Below are 13,897 nucleotides of genomic sequence, written 5' to 3' on the forward strand. Positions count from 1 at the left end.
ATTTTCCGGTTGATCTTCGAAAACTACTGGGGGACATCCAATTTCATCCCCATAGCGATTTCCGAATCCGGTATTCACCGCATCCGGGCGGCTCCAGTGTCACAGTGACGTAATTACACGGTATGACGGGTCACACCGTCTCACGCGTTCTTCGCGCCCATCAGGACGATGATCCGCTGGAGATCGTCCACCGAGGCGACCTCGACGACGATCTTGCCCTTGCGCTTGCCCAACGCAACCGTGACGCGGGTGTCGAAGATGTTCGACAGCCGTTCGGCGACATCCTGCAGCCCAGGCATCTGGATGGGTTTGCGCCGGGGCGGTGGCGGCGTTCGTGCGCCATCTCCTCGGTTGGCCAGGGTTACCGCTTCCTCGGTGGCTCGCACCGACATGCCTTCGGCGACGATGCGACTCGCCAGTTCCTCCTGCGCTTCGTGTCCGGCTTCCAGTGCCAGCAGGGCGCGGGCATGGCCTGCCGAGAGCACCCCGGCGGCAACGCGCCGCTGCACCGGGATCGGCAGCTTGAGCAAGCGGATCATGTTGGTGATCAGCGGTCTCGATCGCCCGATGCGGGCCGCCAACTCGTCATGGGTGACCCCGAACTCGTCGAGGAGTTGCTGGTAGGCCGCCGCCTCTTCCAAGGGGTTCAGCTGCGCGCGATGGATGTTCTCCAGAAGCGCATCGCGCAGCAGGTTGTCGTCGCCGGTTTCGCGGACAATGGCGGGGATTGCCGCCAGGCCGGCCTCCTTGGCCGCCCGCCATCGCCGCTCCCCCATCACGATCTGGTAGCGCACCCCTCTCTGCTGCCCCGGGGATGCCGGGGCCGCGCGCACCACGATCGGCTGCAAAAGGCCGAACTCCCGGATCGAGTGCACCAGTTCGGCCAGTGCTTCGTCGTCGAAGACCTGCCGCGGCTGCCGCGGGTTCGGCTCGATGTCCGAGGGTGCAACCTCCCGGTACACCGCCCCCATGGCGGCATCCGGGGCTGGTCCGCCGATCACCACATCGGCTGCCGCCGAACCCATTCGCGGCCCCAAGCCGGCCGAGCGCGGATCCCCTTCTTCCGGACCGGTGGGAATCAGCGAAGCCAGACCTCGGCCCAAGCCGCCCTTCCTGCGTGACGGCTGCGTCATGGTCGTCCCTTCCCGGCGGATGGCTGGTCGCGTTCGGCGAGTTCGCGGCTGGCGTCAAGATAACTCATCGCCCCGCGTGATCCCGGATCGTAATCGATGATCGTCATGCTGTAGCCCGGCGCTTCGGATACCTTGACGCTACGTGGGATCACCGTTCGCAGAACCTTGTCGCCGAAGTAGCGGCGGACCTCTTCGGCGACCTGATCGGCCAACTTCGTCCGCCCGTCGTACATCGTGAGCATCACGGTGGTCACCTCGAGTTGCGGATTCAGGTGCGCCCTCACCATCTCGATATTGCGCATCAGCTGGGATACACCCTCCAGCGCGTAGTACTCGCACTGAATCGGGATGAGGACTTCCGGGGCAGCGACAAGGGCGTTGATGGTGAGCAGCCCGAGCGAGGGTGGGCAGTCGATGAAGACGTAGTCGAAACCCAAGCTGTCCAATTCGGCAACCGCATTGCGCAGCCGGTTTTCCCGCGCCACCATGCTGACCAATTCGATCTCCGCGCCCGCGAGGTCGATCGTCGCCGGGAGACAGAATAGGAGATCGTTGTGCGGGCTGCGTCGCAGCGCCCCCGCCAGCGAGGCTTCCCCGATCAGCACCTCGTAGGACGACGGCGTACCGGATTGCCGGTCCGTGATACCCAACGCGGTACTCGCGTTTCCCTGTGGATCCAGGTCGATGACGAGGGTTTTGAGTCCCTGGACGGCGAGAGCAGCGGCCAGGTTCACGGCCGTGGTGGTTTTTCCCACCCCGCCTTTTTGGTTGGCGATCGTGAAAACCCGCCGCCGCCGGGGTCGCGGCAGGGGCTCGTAGCTGGTGTGCAGAACTCGCATCGCCCGTTCGGCCGCGGCGCCGATCGGGGTGTCCAGTTCGGTCGATGTTTCACGTGAAACGTCGTCGTTCGAACTGCGCTCCTCCGGCGGTATCGACCCCACCCTGGCCACCGCGGGCCGTCCGGATGCCGGTGCCCCCCGGTAACCCGGTACACCCGCCGGCGCGATCTCCGACGCCGCCCGCGGCTCAGTAGTACCGGCTACCTCCCGGCCGGCGTCCGACCGCGCTGCAACGGCGCGGTGGTCGTACACGCCGGCGCCGGGGGCCGGCGGTGCTGTCCTGGCTTCGCCACGGCCGTCGATGCTCCCGACTCTCATACCCCCACACCTTTCCGCACCTTCGGGTTCCGCTGCACACTTCCCCGCCGAGCCACCACCACGGTCGTCGGCTGGTCCAACAGCGTCGCGGCGCACACCACCACGTGGACGTCGACAGCGTTGGCGGCTGCCATCGCCCGCCGGTGTTCACGGACCTCCGAGGGGGCGCGCTCACCCTTGATGGCCACCATGATCCCGCCTTCCCTCAGCAACGGCATGCTCCAGTTCGTCAACTTGTCCAATGCGGCGATGGCTCGTGACACCGCGACATCGCTGTTTCCGCACGCCCGCTCTGCCGCAGGTTCTTCCGCGCGCGCGCGTACGACTTCGACCGGCAGACCGAGTTCGTCCACGACTTCCCGTAGAAACTGGCTGCGTCGCAGCATCGGCTCCAGCAATGTCATGTCTAGGTCGGGGCGCGCGATCGCCAGCGGCAGCCCCGGGAGGCCTGCACCGGAGCCGATATCGACCACGCGGGCCCCTTCGGTCAGGAGCTCCGCGACCACTGCAGAGTTCAATAGGTGCCGATCCCATATCCGGTCAACTTCACGTGGGCCCAGCAACCCCCGCTGCACCCCGGCGCCGGACAACATCTCGGCATAGCGCTGGGCCACATCCAGCCGCGGGCCGAAGATCGTTTCCGCCGACGCGGGTGCTTCGGGTGGCGGGGATGGTTTGGGTAGCGGGGATGGTTTGGGTGGCGGGGATGGTTTGGGTGGCTGGGACGATGCGGATGCCGGGCGTGGCCGGGATGGCGCGGATGGCACCGATGGCGCGGATGGCACCGATGGTCCGGATGCCGTGGGAGGCACGGACGCCGGGGACGGCGCGGATGACACGGATGACACCCGGGCCGGGGCCGCTGTCGGTCGATCGCGCTCCGGCCGTCGGCGCGGATTGCCATGTTTCACGTGAAACAATCCTCCGCTCTACCGTGTTCGCCTCGAACCCGGTAACGATCCGGATTACGCCGGATTACGAGTCAATCACGCAGCACAACGATCCGCCGCGCGGGCTCCACGCCCTCGCTCTCACTGCGGACTCCCTCGACCGCGGCGACCGCGTCGTGAACGATCTTGCGTTCGAACGGGGTCATCGGGTCCAACACTTCGCGGTCACCGGTGTCGGCGACCCGGCGCGCCACCTTGTCACCCAGCGCCGCTAGCTCTTCCCGGCGACGCCGCCGCCAACTCGCGACGTCGAGCATCAATCGGCTGCGGGCGCCGGTCCGCTGATGCACAGCCAGCCGAGTGAGTTCCTGCAGTGCATCGAGAACCTCCCCCTCGCGGCCCACCAACTTATTGAGGTCGTCGCTTCCGTCGATGCTCACCACCGCCCGGTTGCCCTCGACATCCAGGTCGATGTCGCCGTCGAAGTCCAGTAGGTCCAGTAACTCTTCCAAATAGTCGCCGGCGATTTCCCCCTCGGCGACCAAGCGCTCTTCCTCCTCGTCGGCCTGCGGGTCGCCGGCTTGCGGGTCGCCGGCCTGCGGGTCGCCGGCTTGCGGGTCGTCGGCTTGCGGGTCGTCGGCTTGCGGGTCGTCGGCTTGCGGGTCGTCGGCTTGCGCGTCGCCGGCTGCCTCGACCTCGGCATCCCCTGCGGCTGCAAGCGCCGCCGCGCCACCGGATTCCACATCGGTCCCGGACCCGCTGCTGGGGCTCTGGGTTGGGAGCCGGGGGTCGACCCGTTCGTCGGCGCCCGCGTCCCTGACATCAGCGTCTGTCATCAGTCCCTCTCCTCCACAGGTTCATCACCGCGATTTTCCGGCCGCGGTGTCTTGCCGGACGGGTTCCGAAGTCCGCCGCGCCCGAGGCCGCGCGACTCCGGAGCCCTAACGTTTGCGTTTCTTCGGTCGCGCACCCGGCCGCGGCGTCCGGCCCGGGCCGGCGCTACGGCCTTTGGGATTCGGCTTGCCGGACTGCTTCTGGGACGCCTTCACGGGGTTGTCTGCCGCGCCGTCCTCGATGTCCACCACCGCACCCGCCGAACCCTCTGCGCCGCCTCCGGATCCGCCGTCAGCGGCTGGTCTCTCCCCCCGCGCCGATGCGGATTTCGGTCCACGCTTCGGTTTGGCTCCCGGCGCCGGAGCATTGGCCGCTCTGCGGTCGAGCGCTTCCTGCTTCTTGGCTTCTTCCTCTTTTTCGATCATCCCGAACACGAAATGCTGCTGGGCGAACGTCCAGATGTTGTTCGAGAACCAGTACAAGATGATCGCCAACGGCATCGGAAAGAAGATCGGGCCGACCAGCACCCCGAGCGGAAAGACGTACAGCGCAAGCTTATTCATCATCGCCGTCTGAGGATTCGCGGCCGCCTCCGGGCTCTGCCGGGCCACCGATGCCCGGCTGTTGAAGTAGGTGGCCGCCCCCGCCAGAATCATCACCGGCAAGCTCACCGCGATGAGCGCACCCCGGTCGAAATAGCTGAACGCGTCCAATCCGGTGGTCTGTCTGATCGCCGCGCCGATAGGAGCGCCGAACAGGTTGGCGTCCAGAAAATGCCCGACGTCGGTGGCGCTGAACACGTAGTTCCCCAGGCTCCGGTTCTGCTCGACCGACAGGCCCATCCGGCCAATGCCGGACTGAGTGCGGTTGAACGACATCAGCACGTGGTACAGCCCCAGGAATACCGGGATCTGCGCCAGCATCGGCAGGCAGCCCAGGATCGGGTTGAACCCGTGCTCGCGCTGGAGCTTCTGCATCTCCAACGCCATGCGTTGCCGGTCTTTGCCGTACTTCTTCTGCAGCGCCTTGATCTGGGGCTGCAACTCCTGCATCTGTCGAGTAGTCCGGATCTGCTTGACGAACGGCTTGTACAGCAGTGCGCGCAGGGTGAAGACCAGGAACATCACCGCCAGTGCCCAGGCGAAGAAGTTCTCCGGTCCGAGTAGGAACGAAAACGCCTTGTACCAGACCCACATGATCGCCGACACCGGATAATAGACGAAGTCCAGGCTGAAAAAATCAAACAACGGCTTCACTTTCTCCTTGCGTAGCAACACAATTCGTGCGATCTTCGTCCGCTGCGCCGGTGTCCTTGCCGCACTCACCGCGCTCCGGGATCGGGTCCCACCCTCCCCGATTCCACGGACCGCACCTACCCAGTCGCAGCACCGCCAGCCACCCTCCCCGAAGCATCCCGTACTCGGTCAGGGCCTCGACGGCGTACTGACTGCAGGTCGGAACAAACCGGCACGAGGCCGGCCGCAACGGCGACACCATGTGCCGGTAGAGCCCAATCAGGTAGATCACAGCCCGCGTGGCCGCCGTGCCCACTTTCCTCAGCGGCCGGGCAGAAACCCTTCGGCTCGGCAACGAAACGCTCATCGGCCCGCACCCGGCGGTTGCGCGGCTCGCAGGAGCCCGGCACGCAACTGTTGTTCGAACCGCGGCGAGGACACCCGGCCACTGTTCGCCAGCGCGCGGATCACGACCCGATCGCGCGGGTCCATGTCGGAAATCATCGGCCGCACAACGTGGCGCAGCCGTCGGGCAACCCGATGGCGGTCCACCGCCGAGCCAACCCGCTTGGTAACGATCAGGCCCACCCTGGGGCCCGGCGCATCGCGATCGCCGCCGCGGTGCACATGCACAATCAGATCGGGCTGTACCGCGCGGATCCCGCGCTTGACCGTCAACTCGAACTCACTGGACCGCCTCATGCGGTTGCGTGCGGAAAGCACGACTGCAGACCAGGCCCGGCAATCAGGCAGTCAGAGCGCGGCGACCCTTGCGACGCCGGCTGGACACTATGGACCGTCCCGCACGGGTACGCATCCGCAACCGGAAACCATGAACTCGGGCTCGCCGCCGGTTGTTCGGCTGAAAGGTCCGCTTGCCCTTGGCCACGGCGTTCTCCTCGCTGCGTTGCGCGTGATCACGTGCCCACCGGGACTGGACAATCGCCGGTCGGTGGTGTTCCCGCTCGCTGGCCGGCGCGGTCCCCGGTCTCCAGGATCCAGGTCGCAGCCGCATCGCCGACTTTCGGGCGACTGCTTGAGGGTACTGACGTGGCTTGCCCTGGTCAAACCCCACTAGCCGCGTCGGAGTTTCCCGAGTCTGCCCCGACACCGGCCCCGGCCTGCCCGCACCACACCAGTCGACGGGAACCACGCAGAAGGACACCGCAGAAAATCTTGGAAAACTGTTGGCAGCCAGCCGGAAAGCTGTTAGCTTCAAGCCGACGCTTTTCTTCCCGGGGGTCCACAACGCAGTGGGCCCGCAAAGCTTGCGACTGTGATATCAGGGTGGCCGGTCCATTAGATTGCCGACAACAACGGGGTTGTGTCCGGCGTAGGAAATCCCAGCCGTTGCCAGTCGGCCGCGGAGGTGTCACCGACCGTCACTATCCACATTTGTGGATAACCATGTGGAAAAACACTTTGCTGTGCGGCCCGGCGGTGCTATCGATGTCGGACAAGGGGATCAGCTCTTGACCGATCCCACCGGCTCTGGATTCGCCACGGTGTGGAACTCCGTCGTCTCCGAACTCAACGGCGATTCCGACCACGACTCCAGCCCGGGTCTCCCACTGACCCGTCAGCAGAAGGCCTGGCTCAATCTGGTTCAACCCCTGGCCCTCGTCGAGGGCTTTGCCCTGCTGTCAGTGCCCAGCACCTTCGTCAAGAACGAAATCGAGCGTCATCTGCGAACTCCCATATCCGACGTTCTCAGTCGCCTACTCGGCCAGCAGGTACAACTCGGCGTCCGCGTCGGGGGCGAACCCGACTCGGAGGATTCCGCCGCCGACCCCGACGCTCCCGGCCCAGCTGGCGACACCGTCTCCAATACTTCCACGATCTCGCACGACGCGTCACGGGAATGGCCTCCATCCTTGACCGACCGCCACACCGACGCGGACACCCCCGACAGCCCCCACAGCCCCGAAGCCAGCCTCAACCGGCGCTACACCTTCGACACCTTCGTCATCGGCTCCTCCAATCGCTTCGCCCACGCCGCCACGCTGGCCGTTTCGGAATCTCCCGCCCGGGCATACAATCCACTGTTCATCTGGGGCGAGTCCGGCCTGGGTAAGACCCACCTGCTGCACGCCGCCGGCAACTACTCCCGGCGCCTGTTCCCCGGGATGCGTGTCAAGTACGTTTCCACCGAAGAATTCACCAACGACTTCATCAACTCCCTGCGCGACGACCGCAAGGTCTCGTTCAAACGCAGCTACCGTGACGTCGACGTCCTGCTGGTGGACGACATTCAGTTCATCGAAGGAAAAGACGGCATCCAGGAAGAGTTCTTCCACACCTTCAACACCCTGCACAACACCAACAAGCAGATCGTCATCTCCTCTGACCGCCCACCCAAACAACTCGCCACTCTCGAAGACCGGCTCCGGACCCGGTTCGAGTGGGGGTTGATCACTGACGTCCAGCCACCGGATCTGGAAACCCGGATCGCAATCCTTCGTAAGAAGGCCCAGGTGGACCGCCTGGCGGTGCCCGACGACGTACTTGAGCTCATTGCCAGCAGCATCGAACGCAACATCCGCGAACTCGAGGGAGCCCTCATCCGCGTCACCGCGTTCGCTTCCCTGAACAAGACGGATATCGGGATGCCACTGGCCGAGATCGTCCTGCGCGACCTAGTCGCCGATTCCAACGGCACGCAGATCAGCGCCGCGACCATCATGGCCGCCACGGCCGAGTATTTCGGCACAACCGTGGAGGACCTGCGTGGCCCGGGCAAGGCCAGACCGCTGGCGCAATCCCGCCAAATCGCCATGTACCTCTGTCGCGAGCTGACCGATCTGTCCCTGCCCAAGATCGGTCAGGCGTTCGGCCGCGATCACACCACCGTCATGTACGCAGAGAAGAAGATCCGCCGTGAAATGGCTCAGCGACAAGAAATATTCGACAACGTCAAAGAGCTCACCACCCGGATCCGGCAACGCTCCAAGCGCTGAATCAGCCACTCTCACCGGCCAGTTCGCAAAAAACTTCTCTATCATCCGTAACACCCGCAACGCCGGACGTCTGTGGTCAACGTTGTGCACAACCCACGACTACCGCCGTGGATAACGGCCCCAACCGTGTTCATCCACTCTTCATCCCCACACCCTCCCCATCTGCCCCACAACCATGGAGCCGGTAATCCACACCTGTCCGAGGCTCTCAGCGCCGTCGACATGCCGCAATCCCCAGTTTGCACACCACCTAATACTGTTATTGAGATCTTCTTCCAGGTTCTCCTTCGAAAACGCCTCTTGGGAACAGTCCGTCCTCATGGCCGTTCTCCGGAGCACCGCGGCGTTTTGTCAGCCAGGATTTCGAGCTTTCAACTTGGCCCGCGAGGCTCTACGGTGGTTCTGCGGCCGCTGCTGCGACGAGTCCCCACCCTAGGTGGGAACTGGCCGCGCACTCGACCTACCGGCGAAGGGACTCCATGGACGCGGCGACAACACGGACTGTCACTGACTTGAGTTTTCGTGTGGTTCGAGAGCCGTTCGCCGAGGCTGTGTCCTGGGTTGCGAAGAATCTGCCGGCACGTCACACCATGCCGGTCCTCTCGGGGGTATTGCTGACGGCATCCGACAACGGCCTGACAGTCTCCGGTTTCGATTACGAAGTCTCTTGTGAAGTCCAGGTGCCAGCTGAAATCGATTCTGTTGGAAGCGTTTTAGTATCCGGAAAGTTGTTGTCCGATATCACTCGGGCACTGCCTAACAAGCCGGTTGATGTCTACACCGACGGCAACCGGGTTGCCCTGAGCTGTGGCAGCGCCAGATTTTCGTTGCCGACGATGGCGGTCGAGGACTACCCGGTGTTGCCGACTTTGCCGGACGTGACCGGAGTGTTGCCGGCCGAGTTGTTTGCCGAGGCGATCGGACAGGTGGCCGTGGCGGCAGGACGAGACGACACCCTGGCCATGCTGACTGGAATCCGAGTCGAGATCGCCGGGGAGAAGGTTGTGCTGGCCGCTACGGACCGTTTCAGGCTGGCGGTCCGTGAATTGACATGGTCGGTGTCGTCCCCGGACACCGAGGTGTCGGTGCTGGTACCTGCCAGAACACTCGCTGACGCGGCAAAGACCGGGGCCGGGGGTTCTGAAGTCAGCCTGGCGCTGGGCACTGGACAAACTATCGGACAGGATGGCTTGCTGGGCATCAGCGGTGACGGCAAACGCAGCACTACGCGGCTACTGGACGCGGAGTTCCCCAAGTTCCGGCAGTTGCTGCCGGCCGAACACACCGGTGTGGCCAACGTCGATGTGGCCGAATTGATCGAAGCCATCAAGCTGATCGCGCTGGTGGCCGACCGGGGTGCACAGGTGCGCATGGAGTTCAGCGAGGGCAGCCTGCGATTGTCCGCGGGAGCCGACGACGTCGGGCGTGCCGAGGAGGATCTGGCCGTCGACTACGGGGGTGAGCCGTTGACGATCGCGTTCAACCCGACCTACCTTGTCGAAGGCTTGAGCGCGGTGCACTCCGACCGGGTGTCGTTCGGTTTCACCACACCGGGTAAGCCGGCTTTGTTGCGTCCCGCATCCGCCGACGATCCGCTGCCCAGTGGCAGCGGCCCTTTCCCTACCGTTCCGACCGACTACGTGTACTTGCTGATGCCGGTGCGGTTGCCGGGCTGACCAGGGGGCCGGGTGTACGTCCGCCATTTGGGTCTGCACGATTTCCGCTCGTGGGAACGCGCCGAGCTGGAGTTGGAGCCCGGACGAACGGTGTTCGTCGGCAGGAACGGTTTCGGTAAAACGAATTTGGTTGAGGCATTGTGGTATTCGACGACGCTGGGCTCGCACCGGGTTGGTACCGACGCCCCGTTGATTCGTTCCGGAGCTCAGAGTGCGGTGGTATCGACAATCGTGGTCAACGATGGCAGGGAGTGTGCCGTCGACCTTGAAATCGTTGCGGGTCGGGCCAACAGGGCGCGGCTGAACAAATCGCCGGTCCGTAGTACCCGCGAAGTCGTCGGCGTATTGCGTGCGGTGTTGTTCGCTCCGGAGGATCTCGTCCTGGTTCGCGGCGACCCCGCCGAACGCAGACGCTACCTCGACGACCTGGCGACTCTTCTGAGACCGGCGATAGTCGGGGTGCGGGCCGACTACGACAAGGTTCTACGGCAGCGCACTGCCTTGTTGAAGTCATTGGCGGGGAGTCGGTTTCGTCGTGACAACGGAGCCCTGGACACTCTGGATGTGTGGGACAGCAGACTGGCGGGGTACGGGGCGCAATTGATGGCCGCGAGGATGGATCTGGTGACTCGGCTGGCGCCCGAGCTGGAACGGGCCTACCGGTTGCTGGCGCCCGAATCCCGTTTCGCGACAATCGGTTATCGGACCAGTGTTGATTCGTGGCGACCGGGGCCAGTGGAGTGCGTAGACTCCGAAGCACTGGAAGAGTCGCTCTTGACTGCGCTCGCGGAGCGCCGGACGGCGGAGCTGGAACGCGGTGTCTGCCTGGTGGGGCCGCATCGCGACGATTTGGAATTGCGGTTGGGCGCCCATCCCGCCCGAGGATTCGCGAGCCACGGAGAATCCTGGTCGTTCGCGGTTGCGTTGCGACTGGCGGCGTACGAGCTGCTGCGCGCCGGCGATTCGGATCCGGTGTTGTTGCTCGACGACGTTTTCGCTGAACTGGACACCAAGAGGCGCCGCGCGTTGGCGACGGTGGCGGAATCGGCTGAACAGGTACTGATCACCGCTGCGGTGGTCGACGACATCCCCCCGGACTGGAAGGCCCGACAGGTGCGTGTGGAGTTGCGGGACGGGCCCGACGGCCCGGTATCGGAGGTGAAATCGTGACCGGAATCGATGACGACGCGCAGCGGCGCGGCATGGACTTGGTGCGGCGGACCCTGGAGGAGGCCCGCGCCGCGGCCCGGTCGCGGGGACAGGACACGGGGCGGGGGCGGGCGGCCCCGATGTCTTCGCGCGGCAGGAGTACCCGTTCCCGGCGTAGCTGGTCGGGACCGGGGCCCGACGGACGCGATCCGCAGTCGTTGGGAAGCGTGGCGCGTTTGCTGGCCAAGCAACGCGGCTGGACGCCGCGGGTGGCCGAGGGAACGGTTTTCGGATCCTGGTCATCGGTGGTGGGCGACGACATAGCCGACCATGCGAGGCCGACCGGACTCCGCGATGGTGTCCTGAATATCGCTGCGGAGTCAACGGCGTGGGCCACCCAGTTGCGCCTGGTGCAGGCCCAGCTGCTGGCCAAGATCGCAGCGACGGTCGGCAATGGTGTGGTGACAGCGCTGAAAATCACCGGGCCGGCGGCGCCGTCCTGGCGAAAGGGCCCGCGCCACGTCGCCGGTAGGGGCCCCCGGGACACCTACGGTTAGCCGGCCCCGACAGCCCGCCCCGGACTTCCCGCGCCGCCGCCTGAGAGCCGCCACGGCCCCGCTGGCGCCAATTTCTGACGTAGAAAGGCACCGATAGCGGAGAAATCGAATCCACGGCGCAACCAGATGGGCGGAAACGCGCTCAGAGAATCGGTGGTGACCGCGCGTCGCGGTAGAGTGGGTGGCTACCAACGCCTCGGTGATCGCACCGCAGTGGTCCCGCATTCAACCCCAAGGAGAGCATTCCGACCGTGGCTGCCCAGAAGAAGAAGGTGCAAGACGAATACGGTGCCTCGGCGATCACCGTGCTCGAAGGTCTCGAGGCCGTCCGCAAACGTCCGGGCATGTACATCGGCTCCACCGGTGAACGGGGTCTGCACCACTTGGTGTGGGAGGTCGTCGACAACTCCGTGGACGAGGCTATGGCCGGGTATGCCAGCCAGGTCGATGTGTGCCTGCGCGATGACGGCAGCGTCGAGGTCTCGGACAACGGCCGCGGAATCCCGGTCGCGATGCATGCAACCGGTGCGCCAACGGTCGACGTCGTCATGACCCAACTGCACGCCGGCGGCAAATTCGGCGGTGAGAACAGCGGCTACAACGTCAGCGGCGGATTGCACGGCGTCGGCGTTTCGGTGGTCAATGCGCTGTCGACACGCCTTGAAGTCGATATCGAACGCGACGGCTACCGGTGGTCGCAGCACTACGACCATGCGCAGCCCGGCACACTGACCAAGGGCGACGCCGCCAAAAAGACCGGTACCACCATCCGGTTCTGGGCCGACCCGGACATCTTCGAGACCACCAAGTACGACTTCGACACCGTGGCACGTCGTCTGCAGGAGATGGCATTCCTCAACAAGGGGTTGACCATCAACCTCACCGATCAGCGGGTCTCCCAGGACGACGGTGTCGAGGACGTCGTCAGCGACACCGCCGCGGCGCCCAAGTCCGCCCAACAGCAGGTCGCCGAATCCGCCACACCGCACAGACTCAAGCACCGTACCTTTCACTACCCGGGCGGTCTGGTGGATTTCGTCAAGCACATCAATCGCACCAAGACTGCGATTCAGCAGAGCATCATCGACTTCGACGGCAAGGGCACGGGCCACGAAGTCGAGATCGCGATGCAGTGGAACAGTGGATATTCGGAGTCGGTGCACACCTTCGCCAACACCATCAACACCCATGAGGGCGGCACCCACGAAGAGGGTTTCCGCAGCGCGCTGACGTCGGTGGTCAACAAGTACGCCAAGGAAAAGAAGCTACTCAAGGACAAGGACCCCAACCTCACCGGAGACGATATCCGGGAGGGCCTGGCGGCGGTCATTTCGGTGAAGGTGTCCGAACCGCAGTTCGAGGGCCAGACCAAGACCAAACTGGGCAACACAGAAGTAAAGTCGTTTGTGCAGAAAGTCTGCAACGAGCAGCTCGGCCATTGGTTCGAGGCCAACCCTGCGGAAGCCAAAACCGTTGTCAGCAAAGCAGTTTCCTCGGCACAAGCGCGTATCGCCGCGCGCAAGGCCCGCGAACTGGTGCGGCGCAAGAGCGCAACCGACCTCGGCGGCCTCCCCGGAAAGCTCGCGGACTGCCGCTCAACCGATCCGAGTAAGTCCGAACTGTATGTGGTGGAAGGTGACTCGGCCGGCGGCTCAGCCAAGAGTGGCCGCGATTCGATGTTCCAGGCGATCCTTCCGCTACGCGGCAAGATCATCAATGTGGAAAAGGCTCGTATCGACCGCGTATTGAAGAACACCGAAGTGCAGGCAATCATTACCGCGCTCGGGACCGGTATCCACGATGAGTTCGACCTGGCCAGGCTGCGGTATCACAAAATCGTCCTGATGGCCGATGCCGATGTTGACGGACAACATATTTCGACGCTGCTACTCACCCTGCTGTTCCGCTTCATGCGTCCGCTGATCGAAAACGGGCACGTGTTCCTGGCCCAGCCGCCGCTGTACAAGCTCAAGTGGCAGCGCAGCGATCCCGAGTTCGCCTATTCCGACCGCGAGCGCGACGGCTTGTTGGACACCGGCCTCGAGGCCGGCAAGAAGATCAACAAAGAGGACGGCATCCAGCGTTACAAGGGGCTGGGGGAAATGGACGCCAAGGAATTGTGGGAGACGACGATGGACCCCACGGTGCGGGTGTTGCGCCAGGTGACCCTGGACGACGCTGCCTCGGCCGATGAATTGTTCTCCATCCTGATGGGTGAGGACGTCGAAGCGCGCCGCAGCTTCATCACTCGCAACGCCAAAGACGTCAGATTCCTGGACGTGTAGCCGAATCCCGCGGTGACTGAACGA

Annotated in this window: 13 protein-coding genes; 5 read left to right on the forward strand and 8 right to left on the reverse strand. The window is 64.5% G+C overall.

What is annotated here, in order from left to right; all coding sequences use genetic code 11:
* Nucleotides 1-140: 140 nt before the first annotated feature.
* The 8 genes from ACK5M9_RS03275 to rpmH all read right to left on the reverse strand — a co-directional run bounded on the left by ACK5M9_RS03275 (nucleotide 141) and on the right by rpmH (nucleotide 6,138).
* Nucleotides 141-1,133, reverse strand: coding sequence for a ParB/RepB/Spo0J family partition protein (locus ACK5M9_RS03275; protein ID WP_416891773.1), 993 nt, complete (start codon nucleotides 1,131-1,133; stop codon nucleotides 141-143).
* The gene (locus ACK5M9_RS03280) at nucleotides 1,130-2,290 is read right to left on the reverse strand and encodes a ParA family protein (protein ID WP_416891774.1); all 1,161 of its coding nucleotides are present in this window, start codon (nucleotides 2,288-2,290) and stop codon (nucleotides 1,130-1,132) included. The genes ACK5M9_RS03275 and ACK5M9_RS03280 overlap by 4 nt, the downstream gene beginning before the upstream one ends.
* The gene (rsmG, locus tag ACK5M9_RS03285; RefSeq protein WP_416891808.1) at nucleotides 2,287-2,925 is read right to left on the reverse strand and encodes a 16S rRNA (guanine(527)-N(7))-methyltransferase RsmG; all 639 of its coding nucleotides are present in this window, start codon (nucleotides 2,923-2,925) and stop codon (nucleotides 2,287-2,289) included. Before rsmG ends, ACK5M9_RS03280 begins: the two co-directional genes overlap by 4 nt.
* A gap of 347 nt (nucleotides 2,926-3,272) precedes the next feature.
* Complete coding sequence (locus tag ACK5M9_RS03290) at nucleotides 3,273-3,923, reverse strand: protein jag (RefSeq protein WP_416891809.1); 651 nt, start codon at nucleotides 3,921-3,923, stop codon at nucleotides 3,273-3,275.
* A 198-nt stretch (nucleotides 3,924-4,121) separates the two neighbouring features.
* Nucleotides 4,122-5,270: a membrane protein insertase YidC gene (gene yidC, locus ACK5M9_RS03295; protein ID WP_416891775.1), complete on the reverse strand. Its 1,149-nt coding sequence runs from the start codon at nucleotides 5,268-5,270 to the stop codon at nucleotides 4,122-4,124.
* The gene (gene yidD / locus ACK5M9_RS03300; RefSeq protein ID WP_416891776.1) at nucleotides 5,254-5,616 is read right to left on the reverse strand and encodes a membrane protein insertion efficiency factor YidD; all 363 of its coding nucleotides are present in this window, start codon (nucleotides 5,614-5,616) and stop codon (nucleotides 5,254-5,256) included. Before yidD ends, yidC begins: the two co-directional genes overlap by 17 nt.
* The gene (rnpA, locus tag ACK5M9_RS03305) at nucleotides 5,613-5,972 is read right to left on the reverse strand and encodes a ribonuclease P protein component (RefSeq protein ID WP_416891777.1); all 360 of its coding nucleotides are present in this window, start codon (nucleotides 5,970-5,972) and stop codon (nucleotides 5,613-5,615) included. Before rnpA ends, yidD begins: the two co-directional genes overlap by 4 nt.
* Nucleotides 5,973-5,994: 22 nt before the next feature.
* Complete coding sequence (gene rpmH / locus ACK5M9_RS03310; protein WP_077100535.1) at nucleotides 5,995-6,138, reverse strand: 50S ribosomal protein L34; 144 nt, start codon at nucleotides 6,136-6,138, stop codon at nucleotides 5,995-5,997.
* A gap of 583 nt (nucleotides 6,139-6,721) precedes the next feature.
* On the opposite strand from rpmH, the gene dnaA reads away from it, so the two are divergent.
* From dnaA to gyrB, 5 genes are all read left to right on the forward strand, one after another.
* The gene (gene dnaA, locus ACK5M9_RS03315; protein ID WP_416891778.1) at nucleotides 6,722-8,206 is read left to right on the forward strand and encodes a chromosomal replication initiator protein DnaA; all 1,485 of its coding nucleotides are present in this window, start codon (nucleotides 6,722-6,724) and stop codon (nucleotides 8,204-8,206) included.
* 479 nt (nucleotides 8,207-8,685) lie between these two features.
* Entirely contained in the window at nucleotides 8,686-9,882 is a 1,197-nt protein-coding gene (gene dnaN / locus ACK5M9_RS03320; RefSeq protein WP_416891779.1) for a DNA polymerase III subunit beta, read from the forward strand.
* Nucleotides 9,883-9,894: 12 nt separating this feature from the next.
* Nucleotides 9,895-11,052 carry a DNA replication/repair protein RecF gene (gene recF / locus ACK5M9_RS03325; protein ID WP_416891780.1) on the forward strand — a complete coding sequence of 386 codons (1,158 nt, stop codon included), beginning with the start codon at nucleotides 9,895-9,897 and terminating at the stop codon, nucleotides 11,050-11,052.
* Nucleotides 11,049-11,588 carry a DUF721 family protein gene (locus ACK5M9_RS03330; protein WP_416891781.1) on the forward strand — a complete coding sequence of 180 codons (540 nt, stop codon included), beginning with the start codon at nucleotides 11,049-11,051 and terminating at the stop codon, nucleotides 11,586-11,588. Before recF ends, ACK5M9_RS03330 begins: the two co-directional genes overlap by 4 nt.
* A gap of 251 nt (nucleotides 11,589-11,839) precedes the next feature.
* Nucleotides 11,840-13,873: a DNA topoisomerase (ATP-hydrolyzing) subunit B gene (gene gyrB / locus ACK5M9_RS03335; protein ID WP_416891782.1), complete on the forward strand. Its 2,034-nt coding sequence runs from the start codon at nucleotides 11,840-11,842 to the stop codon at nucleotides 13,871-13,873.
* Nucleotides 13,874-13,897: the final 24 nt, after the last annotated feature.

The sequence above is a fragment of the Mycobacterium sp. genome, assembly GCF_047975165.1.
Classification (GTDB): domain Bacteria; phylum Actinomycetota; class Actinomycetes; order Mycobacteriales; family Mycobacteriaceae; genus Mycobacterium.